This window comes from Bacillus sp. BHET2, from assembly GCF_005938125.1.
Taxonomy (GTDB): domain Bacteria; phylum Bacillota; class Bacilli; order Bacillales; family Bacillaceae_B; genus Rossellomorea.
Genome location: NZ_VCQN01000001.1, coordinates 1,256,427 through 1,274,393, shown reverse-complemented (window position 1 = coordinate 1,274,393; position 17,967 = coordinate 1,256,427). Strand labels below are relative to the sequence as shown.

The window sequence follows — 17,967 nt, the reverse complement described above, 5'->3', positions numbered from 1 at the left end:
TTATGACTGTCGTCATTTGGCGATAAAAGTCTACATAGTCAAACTAAGGAGGAAACCTACAATGGCAATTACTGCACAAATGGTTAAAGAACTTCGTGAAAAAACTGGCGCTGGAATGATGGACTGTAAAAAAGCGTTAACTGAAACTGATGGAGATATGGATAAAGCAATTGACTTCCTACGTGAAAAAGGGATTGCAAAGGCAGCTAAAAAAGCTGATCGTATCGCAGCTGAAGGAACTACTTACATTGCAAGTGAAGGAAACACTGCTATTATTTTCGAAGTGAACGCAGAAACAGATTTCGTTGCGAAAAACGAAAACTTCCAAAACCTTGTTAAAGAATTATCTGACCACTTACTTGCTAACAAACCAGCTTCTGTTGAAGATGCTCTTGAGCAAAAAATGGCCAATGGTTCTACTGTAAGTGAATTCATCAACGCTGCTATCGCTAAAATCGGAGAAAAAATCACACTGCGTCGTTTTGAAATCCGTACTAAAGATGATAACGCTGCTTTCGGTGAATACCTGCACATGGGTGGCCGTATCGCTGTTCTTACAGTGGTGGAAGGTACTACTGATGCAAGTGTTGCGAAAGACGTTGCGATGCACGCTGCTGCATTAAACCCTAAATATGTATCTCGTGATCAAGTATCTGCTGAAGAAGTGGATCGTGAGCGTGAAGTGCTTAAACAACAAGCGTTGAACGAAGGAAAACCTGAAAATATCGTTGAAAAAATGGTGGAAGGTCGTCTTGGCAAATACTTCGAGGATATCTGTATCCTTGATCAAACATTCGTTAAGAATCCGGATCAGAAAGTACGTCAATACCTTGAAGCTAATAAAGCTACTTTAACTGATTTCATTCGTTACGAAGTAGGAGAAGGTCTTGAGAAGCGTCAAGAAAACTTCGCTGAAGAAGTAATGAACCAAGTAAACAAATAAAATCAGCTAAAGTTAAACAATTCTTTGTAGGGAACACTTAGTGTGTTCCCTATTTTTCAAGAAAAATTCTATTTTATGGAGGTTTCCATGAGCGTTCCAAAATACAAGCGTGTCGTTCTAAAACTTAGTGGAGAAGCATTAGCAGGTGATGATGGCTTCGGAATTAATCCTTCTGTCATTAAAAATGTAGCAGAAGAAGTAAAAGAAATTGCTGAACTAGATGTAGAGGTGGCCGTTGTTGTTGGCGGAGGTAATATCTGGCGTGGTAAGATAGGTAGTGAAATGGGAATGGAACGTGCATCTGCCGATTATATGGGAATGCTTGCTACCGTCATGAATTCTTTGGCTCTTCAAGACAGTCTTGAGCAGATGGGCATCGAAACAAGAGTTCAAACTTCCATCGATATGCGTCAGGTTGCAGAACCATACATTAGGCGTAGAGCCATACGTCACTTAGAGAAGAAACGTGTTGTGATTTTCGCAGCAGGAACTGGAAATCCATACTTCTCAACGGATACAACTGCGGCACTTCGAGCAGCGGAGATTGATGCTGAAGTGATTCTAATGGCTAAGAACAATGTAGATGGTGTGTATTCAGCAGATCCTAAGAAGGACGAAACGGCTGTGAAATACAAAGAACTTTCCTATTTAGATGTGTTGAAAGAAGGATTAGCTGTAATGGATTCGACAGCTTCTTCTCTTTGTATGGACAATGATATTCCACTTATCGTCTTCTCTATTATGGAGAATGGGAATATCAAAAGAGCAATTACTGGTGAAAATATAGGTACAATCGTAAGGGGGAAATCATAATGCCAAACACGATCATAACAAATGCAAAAGAAAGAATGACCAAAGCGGTCCAAACATTCTCTCGTGAGTTAGCGAGTATCCGTGCAGGGAGAGCCAATGCCTCTTTGTTAGATAAAATCTCAGTTGACTACTACGGGGCACCGACACCTGTCAACCAATTAGCAGGGATTTCGATTCCGGAAGCACGTATGTTGGTTATCCAGCCTTATGATAAAACGGCTTTAGGTGATATTGAAAAGGCAATTCTGAAATCTGATTTAGGGATTACACCAACAAGTGATGGAAATATTATTCGAATCGTTGTTCCTGCTTTAACAGAAGAACGTCGTAAGGAACTTGTGAAGCTTGTGAAGAAAGAAGCGGAAGAAGCGAAAGTAGCCATCCGTAATATTCGTCGTGATGCTAATGATGACCTTAAGAAAAAAGAGAAAAACGGAGATATTACTGAAGATGATCTTCGTGGATTCTCTGATGACGTTCAAAAAGCAACAGATGAAAACATCGTAAAAATAGATGCCGTCGCAAAAAATAAAGAGCAAGAAATGTTAGAAGTATAATCAATCATAATTCAAACCTAAGGGGCTGTCCTATAAGTGAACTCATATTCCTTATGGGCCGGTCCCTTTGTTTTAGCTTGTTTAGGGTAGGGTTACTTGCAATAATGCTTTTCTTTAATGAATGTTTTGATCTAGTGATGATCAGCGGTACGTTTGGACCAAATAAACGTTTCTATACTAATAGGGATATACATAATCTATTTTCTTGAAGATATCTTCCTTATTTTTTGATATGATAGTAAGGGCAAATATTTTTTTGATTGTTGGTGGAGGATTTTTTATGCTAAACAAGCTTAAGCAATGGAAACGACAACAGACTTCTGAGGAAGTGGATGAACGATTTCAAGAATTATTAAATCACCCGATTCCGGGTCATATAGCCATTATTATGGATGGCAATGGTAGATGGGCAAAGAAAAGGGCCCTGCCTAGGATAGCAGGACACCATGAAGGCATGAAGTGCGTGCGAAAGATTACCAAACTTGCAAATGAATTGGGATTAGAAGCATTGACCTTATATGCTTTTTCAACCGAGAATTGGAAACGCCCGAAAATGGAAGTAGAGTTTCTTATGAAACTACCAGAGGAGTTTTTGGGAACGTTCCTTCCTGAGTTAGTAGAAGAAAATGTACAAGTGAAAATGATGGGATCTCCGGAAGCGTTGCCTAAACATACCAAGACAGCTGTAACAAAGGCAATGGAAGCGACGAAACATAACGATGGGCTAATATTGAATTTTGCTTTAAACTATGGAAGCCGATCAGAAATTATCGATTCCATGAAGCATGTCTTAAAAGATGTCCAGAATGGAATACTAGATGAAAACGAACTGAATGAACAAGTATTTTCAAGTTATTTAATGACAAAAGATTTAAAAGACCCGGACCTGCTTATTCGAACGAGTGGAGAAATCCGCCTAAGTAACTTTATGCTGTGGCAGCTGGCTTATACAGAGTTCTTTTTTACAGATGTACTGTGGCCTGATTTCGGCAAGGAGCAATTAATTGAAGCCATTGAAGCATATCAAGGTCGTTCACGAAGATTCGGCGGGTTACAAAGTGAGGAATCATAATGAAACAAAGAATTATTACAGCGGTGGTAGCGGCAGCGATTTTTTTACCGATCATCATTTTTGGTGAATTGCCATTTGTGCTCTTAATGTATCTCATTGCATCTATCAGTTTATATGAAGCGTTAAAGATGAGAGGGCAGTGGATTTTTACCATTCCAGGATTATTATCATTAGCGTTGCTATGGGTTTTCCTTATTCCGAGAGAAGCGATTGAAATCATAACCGATTTCGGATACTCCAAAATTGAGCTTGCTTTTCTTGCGGTGTTACTTTTTTTAACATATACAGTGGCTACCAAGAATCGTTTTAATTTTGACGATGTAGCTTATTCCATTTTATGTGTTTTATATGTAGGAATTGGTTACTATTATTTTATGGAAATCCGTTTGGAATATGGAGTTCAGTTTGTATTCTATGCGCTATTCATCATATGGGCAACAGATTCAGGGGCATACTTCATTGGAAAAGCAATGGGGAAGAAGAAGCTGTGGCCTGAAATTAGCCCGAATAAAACGATTGAAGGGTTTGTAGGAGGCATCGTGTGTGCTGTGATCGTTGGAGTCATTATGACGTTCTTTGCAGACCTTGATATGTCGATCCCTAAACTCATGATCGTGACTGCTATACTATCTGTCTTTGGGCAAGTGGGTGACTTAGTGGAATCTGCTCTAAAGAGACATTACAAAGTGAAAGATTCCGGACAAATGCTGCCAGGACACGGTGGAATGCTGGATCGTTTTGATAGTTTATTATTTGTTTTGCCCCTTCTTCACTTTCTATTATAACAAGCATTGATAATAGGAAGAAGGCTTCAGCGAGAGGAGTGTAGTTGGTGAAGAAAATTAGTATAATGGGTGCTACGGGTTCGATTGGCATGCAGACTCTTGATGTCATAAGAGAACATCCTGAAGAATTCAAACTGACAGCTATGTCTGTTGGCAAAAACATAGAAGAAGCCAGAAAAATCATGATAGAATTCTGTCCTCACATGGTTTCGGTACAGCGCAAGGAAGATGCTGAATCATTGTCCAGAGAATTCCCTTCTACCGTCAAGATTCTCTACGGGGAAGAGGGACTGGTGGAGGTGGCTTGTCACCAGGAGGCGGATATCCTTGTTAACGCGGTTCTTGGAAGTGTTGGATTATATCCTACCCTTCAGGCGATTGAGGCAGGTAAAACCATCGCAATCGCGAATAAGGAAACGCTCGTAACTGCTGGACACTTAGTGATGGAAGCTGCAAGGAAAAAAGGAACTGTTTTGTTACCTGTTGATAGTGAACATTCAGCCATCTTCCAATCCCTGCAAGGGGAAAAGGAAAAAAATATCGAAAAGCTGATCATTACTGCATCTGGTGGCAGTTTCAGAGACCGGACAAGGGATGAATTGATTGGTGTCACGGTAAAAGAAGCCCTGAATCACCCCAACTGGTCCATGGGAGCAAAGATTACAATCGACTCAGCTTCAATGATGAACAAAGGATTGGAAGTCATAGAGGCTCATTGGTTATTCGATATCCCATATGATCAAATTGACGTAGTGCAACATAGAGAAAGCATCATTCACTCTATGATCCAATTTCATGATTCATCCGTCATGGCGCAATTGGGTACACCAGATATGCGTGTACCGATCCAATATGCGATGACGTACCCGGACAGGCTTGATAGACCAGGTAAGAGGCTGAATTTAGTTGAAATAGGTAAACTTCATTTTGAAAAGATGGATTTTGACCGTTTTCGCTGTCTCGCTTTTGCCTATGAGGCAGGACGCATCGGTGGAAGCATGACAACGGTATTAAATGCGGCAAATGAGGCAGCTGTAGCAATGTTCTTGGAGGATAAAATTTCATTTCTGGACATTGAAACGTATATTGAAAAAGCCATGAGTGCTCACCAAGTGATACATAGACCGGATCTTGAAACCATTCATGAGATTGATCAACAAACTCGCCAACTCGTTTTTAGTTGGTTGTAGAGTAGTATAGTCATTGAGGCATGTTCACATGAAATTGTGCGTAGAATGATAGTGGACATGTTACTTCCGTCTATCATTTAACATTTAAATCTGTTACGAGCAGGTTATAAAAAGGTGGTTTTTTATTTGCAAACGGTGATTGCCTTTGTTGTAATTTTTGGAGCTTTAGTATTTTTTCATGAGCTTGGACACTTAATCTTCGCTAAACGTGCAGGAATTCTGTGTCGTGAATTCGCCATAGGATTTGGTCCTAAAGTTTTTTCGTATAAAAAAGATGAAACAACCTACACGATTCGCTTATTACCTCTTGGGGGATTTGTGCGAATGGCGGGCGAAGACCCGGAAATGGTCGAATTAAAGGCCGGACATCGTGTTGGTCTTGTAATCGATCAAGATGAAAAAATAAAAAAAATTGTCTTGAATAACAAAGATCGCTATCCGAATATCCGTGTCATTGAAGTGGAAGAAGCAGACTTGGAACACAGGCTGCATATCCGTGGATATGAAGAAGATGAAGAAGAATTGAAAACATTTTCTATTTCGAGAGATGCTGTATTTATTGAAGACGGTGTGGAAACGCAAATCGCACCTTGGGATCGTCAATTCGCTTCAAAGACTCTTCCCCAGCGGGCACTGGCAATCTTTGCAGGTCCATTATTCAATTTCATTTTGGCCTTCTTCATTTTTATCCTCGTCGGTCTATTACAAGGGGTCCCGACAAATGACCCTGTTCTGGGAGAACTGACTGAAGATGGTGCAGCGAAAGAGTCCGGCCTGCTAAAGAATGATGTTGTGTTAAGCATCGATGGAAAAGAGATTTCCACCTGGGATGATATTGTGACGGTCATTCAGAAGCACCCGGGAGATGAGTTGAGATTTAACGTGGATCGTAATGGCGCAAACACAGAGGTACCTGTTACGCCAAAGCCTCAAGAAATTGAAGGGGAAGAAATAGGAATTATCGGTGTCCATAGTCCTGTTGAAAAATCTCCTCTCAAGGTGGTATCCAATAGTGCCCAGCAAACCTATGAATGGACCAAAATGATATTTGTACTTCTAGGAAAACTGGTATCCGGTGAATTTTCAATCGATGCATTATCAGGACCCGTCGGGATCTATCAGTCAACAGATGTAGTTGCTAAATCCGGAATTTACTATTTAATGAGGTGGGCAGCCATCCTGAGCATAAACCTTGGAATCATGAACCTTCTACCAATTCCGGCTCTTGACGGAGGCAGGCTTCTGTTCTTCGTTGTCGAAGCCGTAAGAGGAAAACCAGTCGATCGTCAAATGGAGGGTATGGTCCATTTTGTCGGGTTTGCCCTCCTCATGGTTCTGATGCTTGTCGTTACATGGAATGACATCCAAAGATTTTTCTTGTAAAATATAACGTATGAATTTATAACAGGCAGTTTCTCCCTCTGTACTCAAAAAATGAGGGTGTTACTGCCTGTTGAATTAAGATAAAATAGTGAGAAGGAATTTCCTACTCTACATAACTAATTTATATAGTAACTGAGGTGCTAGTAAATGAAGCAACGAAATACATTCATACCCACTCTAAGAGAAGTTCCAGCCGATGCAGAGATAAAAAGTCATCAGCTTCTCTTGCGTGCAGGTTTCATTAGACAAAATGCAAGCGGCATATACAGCTTTTTGCCACTTGGGAATAAAGTGTTAAAAAAGGTAGAAGAAATCATACGTGAAGAATTAGATTCAGCAGGGGCTGTGGAATTACTAATGCCTGCGCTTCAACCTTCGGAACTTTGGAAGGAATCGGGACGTTGGGGGACTTATGGACCGGAACTGATGCGTATGAATGATCGCCATGATCGCGAATTTGCACTTGGGGCCACTCATGAGGAAGTCATTACGAGCCTAGTGCGAGACGAAATAAAATCGTATAAGCGTCTGCCTCTCACAATGTATCAGATTCAAACCAAATACCGGGATGAAAAGCGACCTCGCTTTGGACTGCTTAGAGGTAGGGAATTCATTATGAAGGATGCATATTCGTTCCATTCCTCATTTGAAAGCCTGGACGATACGTATGATACATTATATCAAGCATACTCGAATATCTTCAGTCGATGTGGGTTGAATTTCAGGGCGGTCATTGCTGATTCTGGAGCGATGGGCGGTAAAGATACCCATGAATTTATGGTGTTATCAGAAGTAGGAGAAGATACGATTGCATATTCCGATTCATCTAATTATGCTGCGAATATTGAAATGGCAGAAGTGGTGGATTTTTACACACAACAGGCGGAAGAGATGCTTGAATTAGACAAGCTTTCTACTCCTGATAGTAAAACAATCGAAGACGTATCCACTTTCCTTTCTGTAGATAAAGACCAATGCATTAAATCACTTCTTTTTAAAGTGGATGATGAATACGTGTTGGTATTATCTCGTGGTGATCACGAAATAAATGATATTAAAGTAAAGAATCTTCTAAATGCAAGTGTGGTTGAAATGGCATCTGCCGATGATACGAAGGCTCTCATCGGGTGTGAGATCGGATCGATTGGCCCTTGTTCAATAGAAAACATTAAAATTATTGCTGATCAGGCAGTTAAGTACATTCGTAATGGAGTAGCGGGGGCAAATGAAGCAGGCTTCCACTTTACAAACGTCAACCCAGAACGTGACTTTGAGGTATCTCAGTATGCCGACCTTCGCTTTATTCAAGAAGGAGACCCATCACCAGACGGGAATGGTACGATTGTATTCGCAAAAGGCATTGAAGTGGGGCATGTATTCAAACTGGGAACAAGATATTCGGATGCTTTAGGAAGTTCATTCCTGGATGAAAATGGGCGGTCTCAATCCATTATCATGGGATGCTACGGTATTGGGGTGTCCCGTACCCTTGCAGCCGTTGCAGAGCAATTCAATGATAGCAACGGTCTCGTATGGCCAACGAAGCTTTCCCCATATGATCTTCATTTGATTCCGATCAATATGAAGGATGAAGCGCAGGCGATGCTTGCGAACGAATTATATGACTCTTTCAAAGAAAATAGATATGATGTGTTAATGGATGATCGAGCTGAGCGTCCTGGTGTGAAATTCGCCGATTCCGACTTGATTGGACTTCCGATCCGAATAACGGTAGGAAAGAAAGCGGGAGAAGGAATCGTAGAAGTGAAAGTAAGAAAAACAGGTGAAATGTTGGAGATTCATAAAGATGAACTTCTTTCAAATCTTCAAGCACTATTCAAGACTCTTTCTTAAACATAAAGGGCTCGACTTTAAAGGAAGCAATCCTTATCTGTCAGCCCTTTTTCTTCTGTAATGATAACGTAAAACACGATAAGAAATGGGGGAGAATGAATATGGAAGAAAAGCCCCTGGGCAAAAGAGAAAGGTTTCAACTGTTGCTTCAACAGTTGGGGTTAACAGAGGATGCATTTGTACAGTATTTTCAGAATGCTGAAATTGAAAAACTAGCGGTGTACCGGAAAGAAAAGAAATGGCATTTTTATTTTACGTTTGATGAGATCATTCCGTGTACGGTGTGGAATGAATTTTCAATTGCCCTGCATACCTCGTTTAAACATATTGCAAACGTCAGCTATACGATTAAAGTATTGAAAGCTGAAGCAACGAATCAGCATATTTTAGACTATTGGCAGGATTGTGTGAAAGAAATTCAAGGCATTTCTCCACCATTATTGAAACTATTAAATACTCAAAAGCCGAAAATCATTGGAAACAAGATTATTGTTCAGACTTCGAATGATACAGAAGCTACACAATTAAAAAGAAAATACGGAGAAATGATCACTTCTACTTTCGAGAATTTCGGTTTTCCTAAACTGGTATTAGATGCTGAAGTAAGTCAGGTAGAGGAGCAAAACAATGAGTATGAGAAATTTCTAGAAGAAAAGCTTAAAGAAGATCAAGAAAGAGCCAAACAGGCCCTTATTGAAATGGAAAAGGCAGAGAAGGAAGAAGCAAGCGGTGTGCCTAGTGGTCCATTTATGCTTGGTCTATCGATTAAAGACGATGCTGACTTCAGAAAGATTGAAGAAATATATGATGAAGAGCGGCGGATTGCTGTGGAAGGATATGTCTTTGATTGTGAAACACGTGAATTGCGAAGCGGCCGTACCTTACTTACATTTAAAGTAACGGACTACTCAAGTTCAATTCTTGTCAAAATGTTCTCAAGAGACAAAGAAGACGCTGCAGTCATGAATAATATGAAAAAAGGCATGTGGGTTCGCTGCCGTGGGAGTATCCAAAACGATACGTTTGTACGTGACCTTGTGATGATTGCCAATGATGTGAATGAAATTAAACCTGTTCTTAGACTGGATACTGCTCCAGCTGACGAGAAAAGGGTAGAGCTTCATATGCATACACCTATGAGCCAAATGGACGCAGTTTCTTCAGTGGCAAGTCTTGTAGGGCAAGCGAAAAAATGGGGACATAATGCAGTGGCAATCACTGATCATGCCGTTGCCCAATCTTTTCCGGAAGCTTATAACGCAAGTAAGAAAAACGATATTAAACTTCTGTACGGTGTAGAAGCCAATCTTGTGAATGATGGAGTTCCGATTGCCTATAATGTACATGACCTTTCTTTAGAAGATAGTACCTTTATTGTCTTTGATGTAGAGACAACTGGGCTTTCAGCTGTTTATGACACCATCATTGAACTTGCCGCAGTGAAAATCAAGGATGGAGAAATCATTGATAAATTCGAGTCATTTGCCAACCCTCATCATCCCTTATCCGCGATCACGATTGACTTGACCGGGATTACAGATGACATGGTGCAAACGGCTCCTGAAATAAATGATGTACTGCACGATTTTTATAATTGGATCGAAGAGGATATCTTAGTCGCCCATAATGCGTCTTTTGATATGGGCTTTTTAAATGCAGGATATCAAAAAGCGGGTATAAAAAAGGCGGTTAATCCTGTCATTGATACGCTGGAACTTGCAAGACTTCTTTATCCTCAATTTAAGAATCATCGCTTGAATACGCTGGCGAAGAAGTTTGATATTGAATTAACCCAGCATCACCGTGCGATCTATGATGCAGAAACGACAGGATACCTTCTGTTGAAAATGCTAAAAGATGCCGTTGAAAAAGGGATCACTAACCATAATCAATTTAATGATTATATGGGTAAAGGTGATGCTTATAAGCGGTCAAGGCCATATCATTGTACGTTGATTGCCCAAACGGAAGAAGGGTTAAAAAACCTTTATAAGCTAGTTTCAATTTCTCATATGAATTATTTCTACCGTGTTCCCCGTATTCCCCGTTCCCAGCTTCAAAAATATCGGAAAGGCATCCTGATCGGGTCAGGGTGTGACAAAGGGGAAGTATTCGAAGGGATGATGCAAAAAGGGAAAGAAGAGGTCGAGGAAACTGCTCGTTTCTATGATTACCTTGAAGTTCACCCAAGAGAGGTTTATCAACATTTAATCGAACTGGATCTCGTTCAAAGTCAGAAGAACCTGGAAGACATTATTACGAATATCGTGAATCTTGGAAAGAAATTGGATAAGCCGGTCGTGGCAACCGGAAATGTACACTACTTAAATGAAACCGATAAGATCTATCGCAAGATTCTCGTAGGTTCACAGGGTGGTGCCAATCCGTTAAATCGCCATGAACTCCCTGATGTCCATTTCAGAACAACGAATGAAATGCTCGATGCCTTTTCCTTCCTGGGAAAAGACACGGCAAAAGAAATCGTCGTGGAAAACTCCAATAAAATCGCCGATATGGTAGATGTCATCAAACCAATCAGGGATGATTTGTATACACCTAAAATTGAAGGTGCAGATGAAGAAATGCGGCGGATGAGTTATACAATGGCAAAAAGCATTTACGGGGAAGAGCTTCCAGAAATTGTAGAGGCGAGAATCGAAAAAGAATTAAAGAGTATCATCGGTCATGGTTTCGCTGTCATCTATTTAATTTCACACAAGCTTGTTAAGAAATCATTGAATGATGGCTATCTGGTTGGATCCCGTGGATCGGTAGGTTCTTCATTTGTCGCAACCATGACGGAAATTACCGAAGTAAATCCCCTACCTCCACATTATGTATGTCCATCTTGCAAGAAATCTGAGTTCTTTGATGATGGATCTGTGGGATCGGGTTTCGATTTGCCGAATAAAGACTGTCCTGATTGCGGCATTCCGTTTAAGAAGGATGGCCACGATATTCCTTTTGAAACATTCCTTGGATTCAAAGGCGATAAAGTTCCTGATATTGACTTGAACTTTTCAGGTGAATATCAACCAAATGCCCATAACTATACGAAGGTATTATTCGGTGAAGACAATGTATACCGAGCAGGAACAATTGGTACAGTAGCGGAAAAGACTGCTTATGGGTATGTGAAGGGCTATGCGAATGATCACCAACTGCAAATCCGCGGTGCTGAAATCGATCGATTGGTAAACGGCTGTACTGGAGTGAAAAGGACAACCGGACAGCATCCAGGAGGAATCATCGTAGTACCTGATTATATGGATATTTTCGACTTTTCTCCTATCCAATTCCCTGCTGACGATTCAAGTTCAGAATGGAAAACAACACATTTTGACTTCCATTCCATTCATGATAACTTGTTGAAGCTCGACATTCTTGGTCATGATGACCCAACTGTTATCCGTATGCTTCAAGATTTATCTGGTGTAGATCCAAAGACTATTCCAACAGATGACCCAGAAGTGATGAAGATATTCAGTGGAACTGAATCACTGGGTGTAACGGAAGAACAAATTATGTGTAAAACCGGAACTTTAGGGATACCTGAATTCGGTACTCGTTTCGTACGTCAAATGCTTGAAGACACAAAGCCGACGACTTTTTCTGAACTCGTCCAAATATCCGGCCTTTCTCATGGAACGGATGTATGGCTAGGTAATGCTCAAGAGCTCATTCATAACAGTATATGTAATCTGAGTGAAGTAATTGGTTGTCGTGATGATATTATGGTTTATTTGATCTATCAAGGACTTGAGCCATCGCTTGCCTTTAAGATCATGGAATTTGTTCGAAAAGGAAAAGGACTGCAGGATGAATGGGTAGAGGAGATGAAGAAAAACGGGGTACCGGATTGGTATATTGATTCGTGTCTGAAGATCAAGTACATGTTCCCTAAAGCCCATGCGGCTGCGTATGTATTAATGGCGGTTCGAATTGCATACTTTAAAGTTCACCATGCTTTGCTTTACTATGCAGCATATTTCACCGTTCGTGCAGAGGATTTCGATATTGAAGCCATGGTAAGAGGATCTCAGGCTGTGAGAGCAAAGATAGAAGAGATCAACAGTAAGGGATTGGACGCCTCTCCTAAGGAAAAGAATACTTTGACCGTACTCGAATTAGCACTCGAAATGTGTGAAAGAGGGTATAAGTTCCAGAAGGTAGACCTCTATCGTTCTCACGCATCAGAGTTTGTGATAGATGGAGATACATTGATTCCTCCTTTCAACTCCATTCCAGGACTTGGGACCAATGCTGCCATTAATATTGTGAATTCGAGGAAAGATGGAGAATTTCTGTCGAAGGAAGATCTCCAACAAAGAGGCCGTGTTTCAAAGACCATTATCGAATATTTGGACAATCATGGCTGCTTGGAGTCATTGCCGGATAAGAACCAATTATCCCTGTTCTAAGCTGATACCATGGGAATTGTTTGCATAAAAATGTTGATTATGGTATATTTTTATTGGAAATACTAAAGATAGCTCTAAAGGTAGAAGAGTGGGGTCGCACCCCACTCTTTCGTTATTACATGGAGATTTTTGAACTATCATTTCTAGTCTTGGTGCAAGATTTTCATATAGACCAGGAGGTAAGTATGAGCAAAATAACAACACTAGTAGAAGAAATCGTCACACCAATCTTAGATGACATGTCTTTGGAACTCATTGACATGGAATATGTAAAGGAAGGATTCAACTGGTTCCTCCGTGTATTCATTGACAAAGATGCAGGTGTTGACATTGAAGAATGCGGAATAGTAAGTGAAAGACTTAGTGAAAAGTTAGATGAAATTGACCCAATTCCTCATAATTACTTTTTAGAAGTTTCTTCACCGGGAGCTGAGCGTCCTTTAAAGAAAGACAAGGATTTCGAGAAAGCCATTGGCAAGAACGTTTATGTGAAAACGTATGAGCCATTGAACGGTGAAAAAGCCTTCGAAGGGACACTTCTTTCCTATACTTCAGACCAATTAGCATTAGACGTAACCATTAAGACACGAAAAAAGAAGGTTGAAATTCCAACAGATAAGATAGCTATCGCACGATTGGCTGTTACATTTTCATAGGAACGAACCGCACTATAAAGGGGGATGAAACCACCATGAGCACTCAGTTATTAGATGCTCTTACTGTTTTAGAGAAAGAGAAAGGCATTGCAAGAGATGTCATCATAGAAGCAATTGAAGCAGCACTTGTGTCTGCTTACAAACGAAATTTCAACCAAGCACAAAATGTTCGTGTAGATCTTAACCTTGATACAGGGACTATGAGAGTATTCGCCCGTAAAGAAGTGGTGGATGAGGTTTTTGATTCACGTCTTGAGATTTCGGTTGAAGACGCTGGCGAAATCAATCCTAGTTATGAGGTTGGAGACGTTGTAGAGCTTGAAGTAACGCCAAAGGATTTTGGACGTATTGCTGCTCAGACAGCTAAACAGGTTGTGACGCAAAGAGTAAGAGAAGCGGAAAGAGGCATTATCTATTCTGAATTTGTAGACCGGGAAGAAGACATCATGACTGGAATTGTCCAACGTCAGGATAATCGCTTTATTTATGTAGCACTGGGTAAGATTGAAGCGCTACTACCTGTAAGTGAACAAATGCCAAATGAAACTTACAAGCCTCATGACCGGATTAAAGTGTTTATTACAAAGGTAGAAAAGACTACAAAAGGTCCTCAAATCTTTGTTTCAAGAACCCACCCTGGACTATTGAAGCGATTATTTGAAATCGAAGTTCCTGAAATTTTTGACGGAACGGTTGAAATCAAATCGGTTGCCCGCGAAGCAGGGGATCGCTCGAAAATCTCTGTTCATGCAGAAAATTCTGAAGTTGATCCAGTAGGAGCGTGTGTAGGAACAAAGGGAGCACGTGTCCAGGCGATTGTAAACGAATTAAAAGGTGAAAAAATCGACATCGTTCAGTGGTCAGAAAACCCTGTGACATTCGTAGCAAATGCCTTAAGCCCTTCTAAAGTATTAGATGTACAGGTGAACGAAGAAGATAAAGCGACAAGAGTCGTTGTACCAGACTATCAACTGTCACTTGCCATCGGTAAACGGGGGCAAAATGCTCGTCTTGCAGCTAAATTGACAAACTGGAAGATTGATATCAAGAGTGAGACAGACGCACGAGAGCTAGGGTTGTATCCTCGAGAAGAGGCTTTCCTTCCTCAGGATGAAGAGGACGAGTATGATAACGAACCTTTAAATATTGATTTCGAAAATCAAGATTAAGAGGTGAGCAAGATGGCTGTGAATAAGAAGATACCATTGCGCAAATGTGTTGCAACTGGTGAAATGAAACCAAAAAAAGAAATGATTAGAATTGTCCGTTCGAAAGAAGGGGAAGTTTCCATCGATCCTACTGGTAAGAAATCAGGTCGGGGTGCTTATCTTTCCAAGGATAAAGACATCATTTTACAAGCGAAAAAGAAAAATACTTTAGCCAATCAATTACAAGCGAAAATAGATGAATCTCTATACGATGAATTGATTAGCCTTGTGGAGAAGGAGTAACGTTTAGCGTATGAAACAAAATCGTTGGATGTCACTTTTAGGATTGGCGAATCGGGCACGTAAGATTATTTCAGGTGAAGAGCTTGTTATTAAAGAAGTTCGTAGTGGACGAGCGAATCTTGTCATTCTTTCCAAAGATGCTTCTGCTAATACAAACAAGAAAATCACGGACAAATGTAAATCGTATAATGTCCCGGTATGCTTAGTAGAGGACAGGCATGATTTAGGTCAAGCTATTGGAAAAGATGCACGGGTAGTCGTAGCCATAATGGATGCAGGCTTTGCCAAAAAATTATCCGAACTGCTCGATGAATCTCAGTGGGGGTGAACATATGAGCAAGATGCGTGTATATGAATATGCAAAGAAGCACAATGTATCAAGTAAAGATGTGATCGAAAAATTAAAGCAACTGAATATTGAGGTATCAAACCATATGGCAACTATAGAAGACGACGCAGTAACCAAGTTGGACGGGATGTACAAAGGAGATTCCAAAGGGCAAGGAAACAAATCAGCTCAGCAAGATTCTAAAACAAGTGCATCTAAGTCAGAAGACGCTCCTAACAAGGAGAAGGTAAAAGCAGCACCGAAAAGTCGTGAAGGTAAAAAACACGAACAACAGCACCAGTCAAAGGAGAAGAAGGTCTTCAATAATAATAATAACAACAACAACAAAAACAAAAATAATAAACAAAATAAGCAAAACAAAAATTTCAAACAGGCTCCTCAGCAACAACAGCAGCCTGCTAAGAAAAAAGAGCTTCCTGCTAAAATAACGTTCACTGAGTCATTGACGGTTTCAGAACTTGCAAAAAAGCTCTATAAAGAGCCTTCTGAAATTATTAAAAAGCTATTCATGCTTGGAGTTATGGCTACAATCAATCAGGAATTAGACAAAGACTCAATTGAACTGATTGCTGGCGAATACGGAGTGGAAGTAGAAGAAGAGATCAAAGTTGATACAAATGATCTTGAAGTATACTTCACTGAAGATACGGAAGAGCAAGCACAAGAACGTCCATCTGTTGTTACCATCATGGGTCACGTCGACCATGGTAAAACAACGCTGCTTGATTCGATTCGTAACACGAAAGTAACAGCTGGAGAAGCTGGGGGAATTACTCAGCATATTGGTGCTTACCAAGTCGAAGTGGATGAGAAGAAGATCACATTCCTGGATACTCCTGGACATGCTGCCTTCACTACAATGCGTGCACGTGGTGCTCAGGTAACAGATATCGCGATCATCGTTGTTGCAGCTGATGATGGTGTCATGCCTCAAACGGTTGAAGCAATCAACCATGCCAAAGCGGCAGAAGTTCCAATCATTATCGCTGTTAATAAGATGGATAAAGAAGCGGCTAATCCTGATCGTGTTATGCAGGAACTGACGGAATTTGAATTGGTTCCTGAAGCTTGGGGTGGAGATACAATCTTTGTTCCTCTATCAGCACTATCTGGTGAAGGTATTGATAACTTACTTGAAATGATCGTTCTTGTGAGCGAAGTGGAAGAGCTTAAAGCGAATCCAAACCGTCTGGCACAAGGAACTGTCATTGAAGCTCAATTAGATAGAGGCCGTGGATCTGTTGCCACTTTACTCGTTCAAAATGGAACGTTAAAAGTCGGGGATCCCATCGTAGTAGGAAATACATTCGGCCGTGTCCGTGCAATGGTCAATGACCTTGGGCGACGTGTGAAGGAAGCAGGTCCTTCTGCTCCGGTTGAAATCACAGGTTTGAATGATGTTCCTCAAGCAGGTGACCGTTTCGTCGTATTCGAAGATGAGAAAACGGCACGTTCAGTAGGTGAATCACGTGCATCCCAAGCTCTACAAGCTCAGCGTGGTGAAAAATCGAAGGTGAGCCTTGAGAACTTGTTCGAACAAATGAAACAAGGGGAAATGAAAGACCTTAACCTTGTTCTTAAAGCAGATGTTCAAGGGTCAGTTGAAGCACTTGCTGCATCGTTACTGAAAATTGAGGTCGAAGGTGTAAACATTCGAATCATCCACACTGGTGTGGGTGCAATTAATGAATCTGATATTTCCCTGGCAGCGGCATCAAATGCGATTGTAATTGGATTTAATGTTCGTCCTGATGTGAACGCAAAGCGTACAGCAGACGCCGAGGGTGTAGAAATTCGTTTGCACCGCATTATCTATAAGGTAATGGAAGAAATTGAAGCCGCTATGAAAGGTATGCTTGATCCTGAATTTGAAGAAAAAATCATTGGGCAAGCAGAAGTTCGTCAAACATTTAAAGTGTCTAAAGTTGGAACCATTGCGGGAAGCTATGTAACAGAAGGTAAGATTTCGCGTGATAGTGGCGTTCGACTTATTCGTGACGGAATTGTTATCTTTGAAGGTGAACTAGATGCCCTTAAACGTTTTAAAGATGATGCAAAAGACGTAGCAAAAGGGTACGAATGTGGTATTACAATTAAGAACTTTAACGACGTGAAGGAAGGCGACGTAATTGAAGCCTTCATCATGGAGGAAATTACACGTAAATGATCACATATGTTGAATGTGAGTGTATGATTTATGATTCTCACTCATTAAAGGATAAGCGGGCGGTCCTGCAAAGGGTCATGTCACGCCTAAAGCAAAAATTCAATGTTTCTGTCTCGGAAATCAACCACCAGGATGTTTGGCAACGAACAAGGATTGCGATGGTTACTGTCGCTTCTTCAAAAGGAGCGAGCGAAAGAGAAATCGAGCACGCATTGAAATTCATTGATTCTTTTCCTGAGTGGGAACGACTGGAAACCCAAATCGAGTCGCTTTAATGAGTTGCTTATGTTTGACGTATAAACATTAACGATATATAAGAGGTGATA

The 17,967-nt window shown here is 40.7% G+C and carries 15 protein-coding genes; all 15 read left to right on the top strand.

What is annotated here, in order from left to right:
* Positions 1–61: 61 nt before the first annotated feature.
* The 15 genes from tsf (at position 62) to FGG79_RS06440 (ending at position 17,916) form a co-directional block, all read left to right on the top strand.
* Positions 62–943 carry a translation elongation factor Ts gene (gene tsf, locus FGG79_RS06510; protein ID WP_138776908.1) on the top strand — a complete coding sequence of 294 codons (882 nt, stop codon included), beginning with the start codon at positions 62–64 and terminating at the stop codon, positions 941–943.
* An 87-nt stretch (positions 944–1,030) separates the two neighbouring features.
* A complete protein-coding gene (pyrH, locus tag FGG79_RS06505) occupies positions 1,031–1,756 on the top strand; it encodes a UMP kinase (protein ID WP_138776907.1) in 726 nt (241 codons plus the stop codon).
* Complete coding sequence (frr, locus tag FGG79_RS06500; RefSeq protein ID WP_138776906.1) at positions 1,756–2,313, top strand: ribosome recycling factor; 558 nt, start codon at positions 1,756–1,758, stop codon at positions 2,311–2,313. Before pyrH ends, frr begins: the two co-directional genes overlap by 1 nt.
* A gap of 280 nt (positions 2,314–2,593) precedes the next feature.
* Entirely contained in the window at positions 2,594–3,385 is a 792-nt protein-coding gene (locus FGG79_RS06495) for an isoprenyl transferase (protein ID WP_138776905.1), read from the top strand.
* The gene (locus FGG79_RS06490) at positions 3,385–4,170 is read left to right on the top strand and encodes a phosphatidate cytidylyltransferase (RefSeq protein WP_138776904.1); all 786 of its coding nucleotides are present in this window, start codon (positions 3,385–3,387) and stop codon (positions 4,168–4,170) included. Before FGG79_RS06495 ends, FGG79_RS06490 begins: the two co-directional genes overlap by 1 nt.
* Positions 4,171–4,217: 47 nt before the next feature.
* On the top strand, positions 4,218–5,360 hold the full coding sequence (gene dxr, locus FGG79_RS06485; RefSeq protein ID WP_138776903.1) for a 1-deoxy-D-xylulose-5-phosphate reductoisomerase: 1,143 nt from the start codon (positions 4,218–4,220) through the stop codon (positions 5,358–5,360).
* Between the two features lie 126 nt (positions 5,361–5,486).
* Positions 5,487–6,743 (top strand): RIP metalloprotease RseP, encoded by a 1,257-nt coding sequence (rseP, locus tag FGG79_RS06480; RefSeq protein WP_138776902.1) that lies wholly within the window; start codon positions 5,487–5,489, stop codon positions 6,741–6,743.
* Positions 6,744–6,890: 147 nt separating this feature from the next.
* Positions 6,891–8,597, top strand: a complete 1,707-nt coding sequence (locus FGG79_RS06475; protein WP_138776901.1) for a proline--tRNA ligase — start codon at positions 6,891–6,893, stop codon at positions 8,595–8,597.
* Positions 8,598–8,698: 101 nt separating this feature from the next.
* Positions 8,699–13,018 carry a PolC-type DNA polymerase III gene (locus tag FGG79_RS06470; protein WP_138776900.1) on the top strand — a complete coding sequence of 1,440 codons (4,320 nt, stop codon included), beginning with the start codon at positions 8,699–8,701 and terminating at the stop codon, positions 13,016–13,018.
* Positions 13,019–13,203: 185 nt separating this feature from the next.
* Entirely contained in the window at positions 13,204–13,674 is a 471-nt protein-coding gene (gene rimP, locus FGG79_RS06465) for a ribosome maturation factor RimP (protein WP_138776899.1), read from the top strand.
* 35 nt (positions 13,675–13,709) lie between these two features.
* The gene (nusA, locus tag FGG79_RS06460) at positions 13,710–14,843 is read left to right on the top strand and encodes a transcription termination factor NusA (protein WP_138776898.1); all 1,134 of its coding nucleotides are present in this window, start codon (positions 13,710–13,712) and stop codon (positions 14,841–14,843) included.
* A 12-nt stretch (positions 14,844–14,855) separates the two neighbouring features.
* Complete coding sequence (gene rnpM / locus FGG79_RS06455; RefSeq protein ID WP_138776897.1) at positions 14,856–15,125, top strand: RNase P modulator RnpM; 270 nt, start codon at positions 14,856–14,858, stop codon at positions 15,123–15,125.
* A gap of 10 nt (positions 15,126–15,135) precedes the next feature.
* Positions 15,136–15,453 (top strand): YlxQ family RNA-binding protein, encoded by a 318-nt coding sequence (locus FGG79_RS06450; protein WP_138776896.1) that lies wholly within the window; start codon positions 15,136–15,138, stop codon positions 15,451–15,453.
* Positions 15,454–15,457: 4 nt separating this feature from the next.
* Positions 15,458–17,641: a translation initiation factor IF-2 gene (gene infB, locus FGG79_RS06445; RefSeq protein ID WP_138776895.1), complete on the top strand. Its 2,184-nt coding sequence runs from the start codon at positions 15,458–15,460 to the stop codon at positions 17,639–17,641.
* Complete coding sequence (locus FGG79_RS06440) at positions 17,638–17,916, top strand: DUF503 domain-containing protein (RefSeq protein WP_138776894.1); 279 nt, start codon at positions 17,638–17,640, stop codon at positions 17,914–17,916. The genes infB and FGG79_RS06440 overlap by 4 nt, the downstream gene beginning before the upstream one ends.
* Positions 17,917–17,967: the final 51 nt, after the last annotated feature.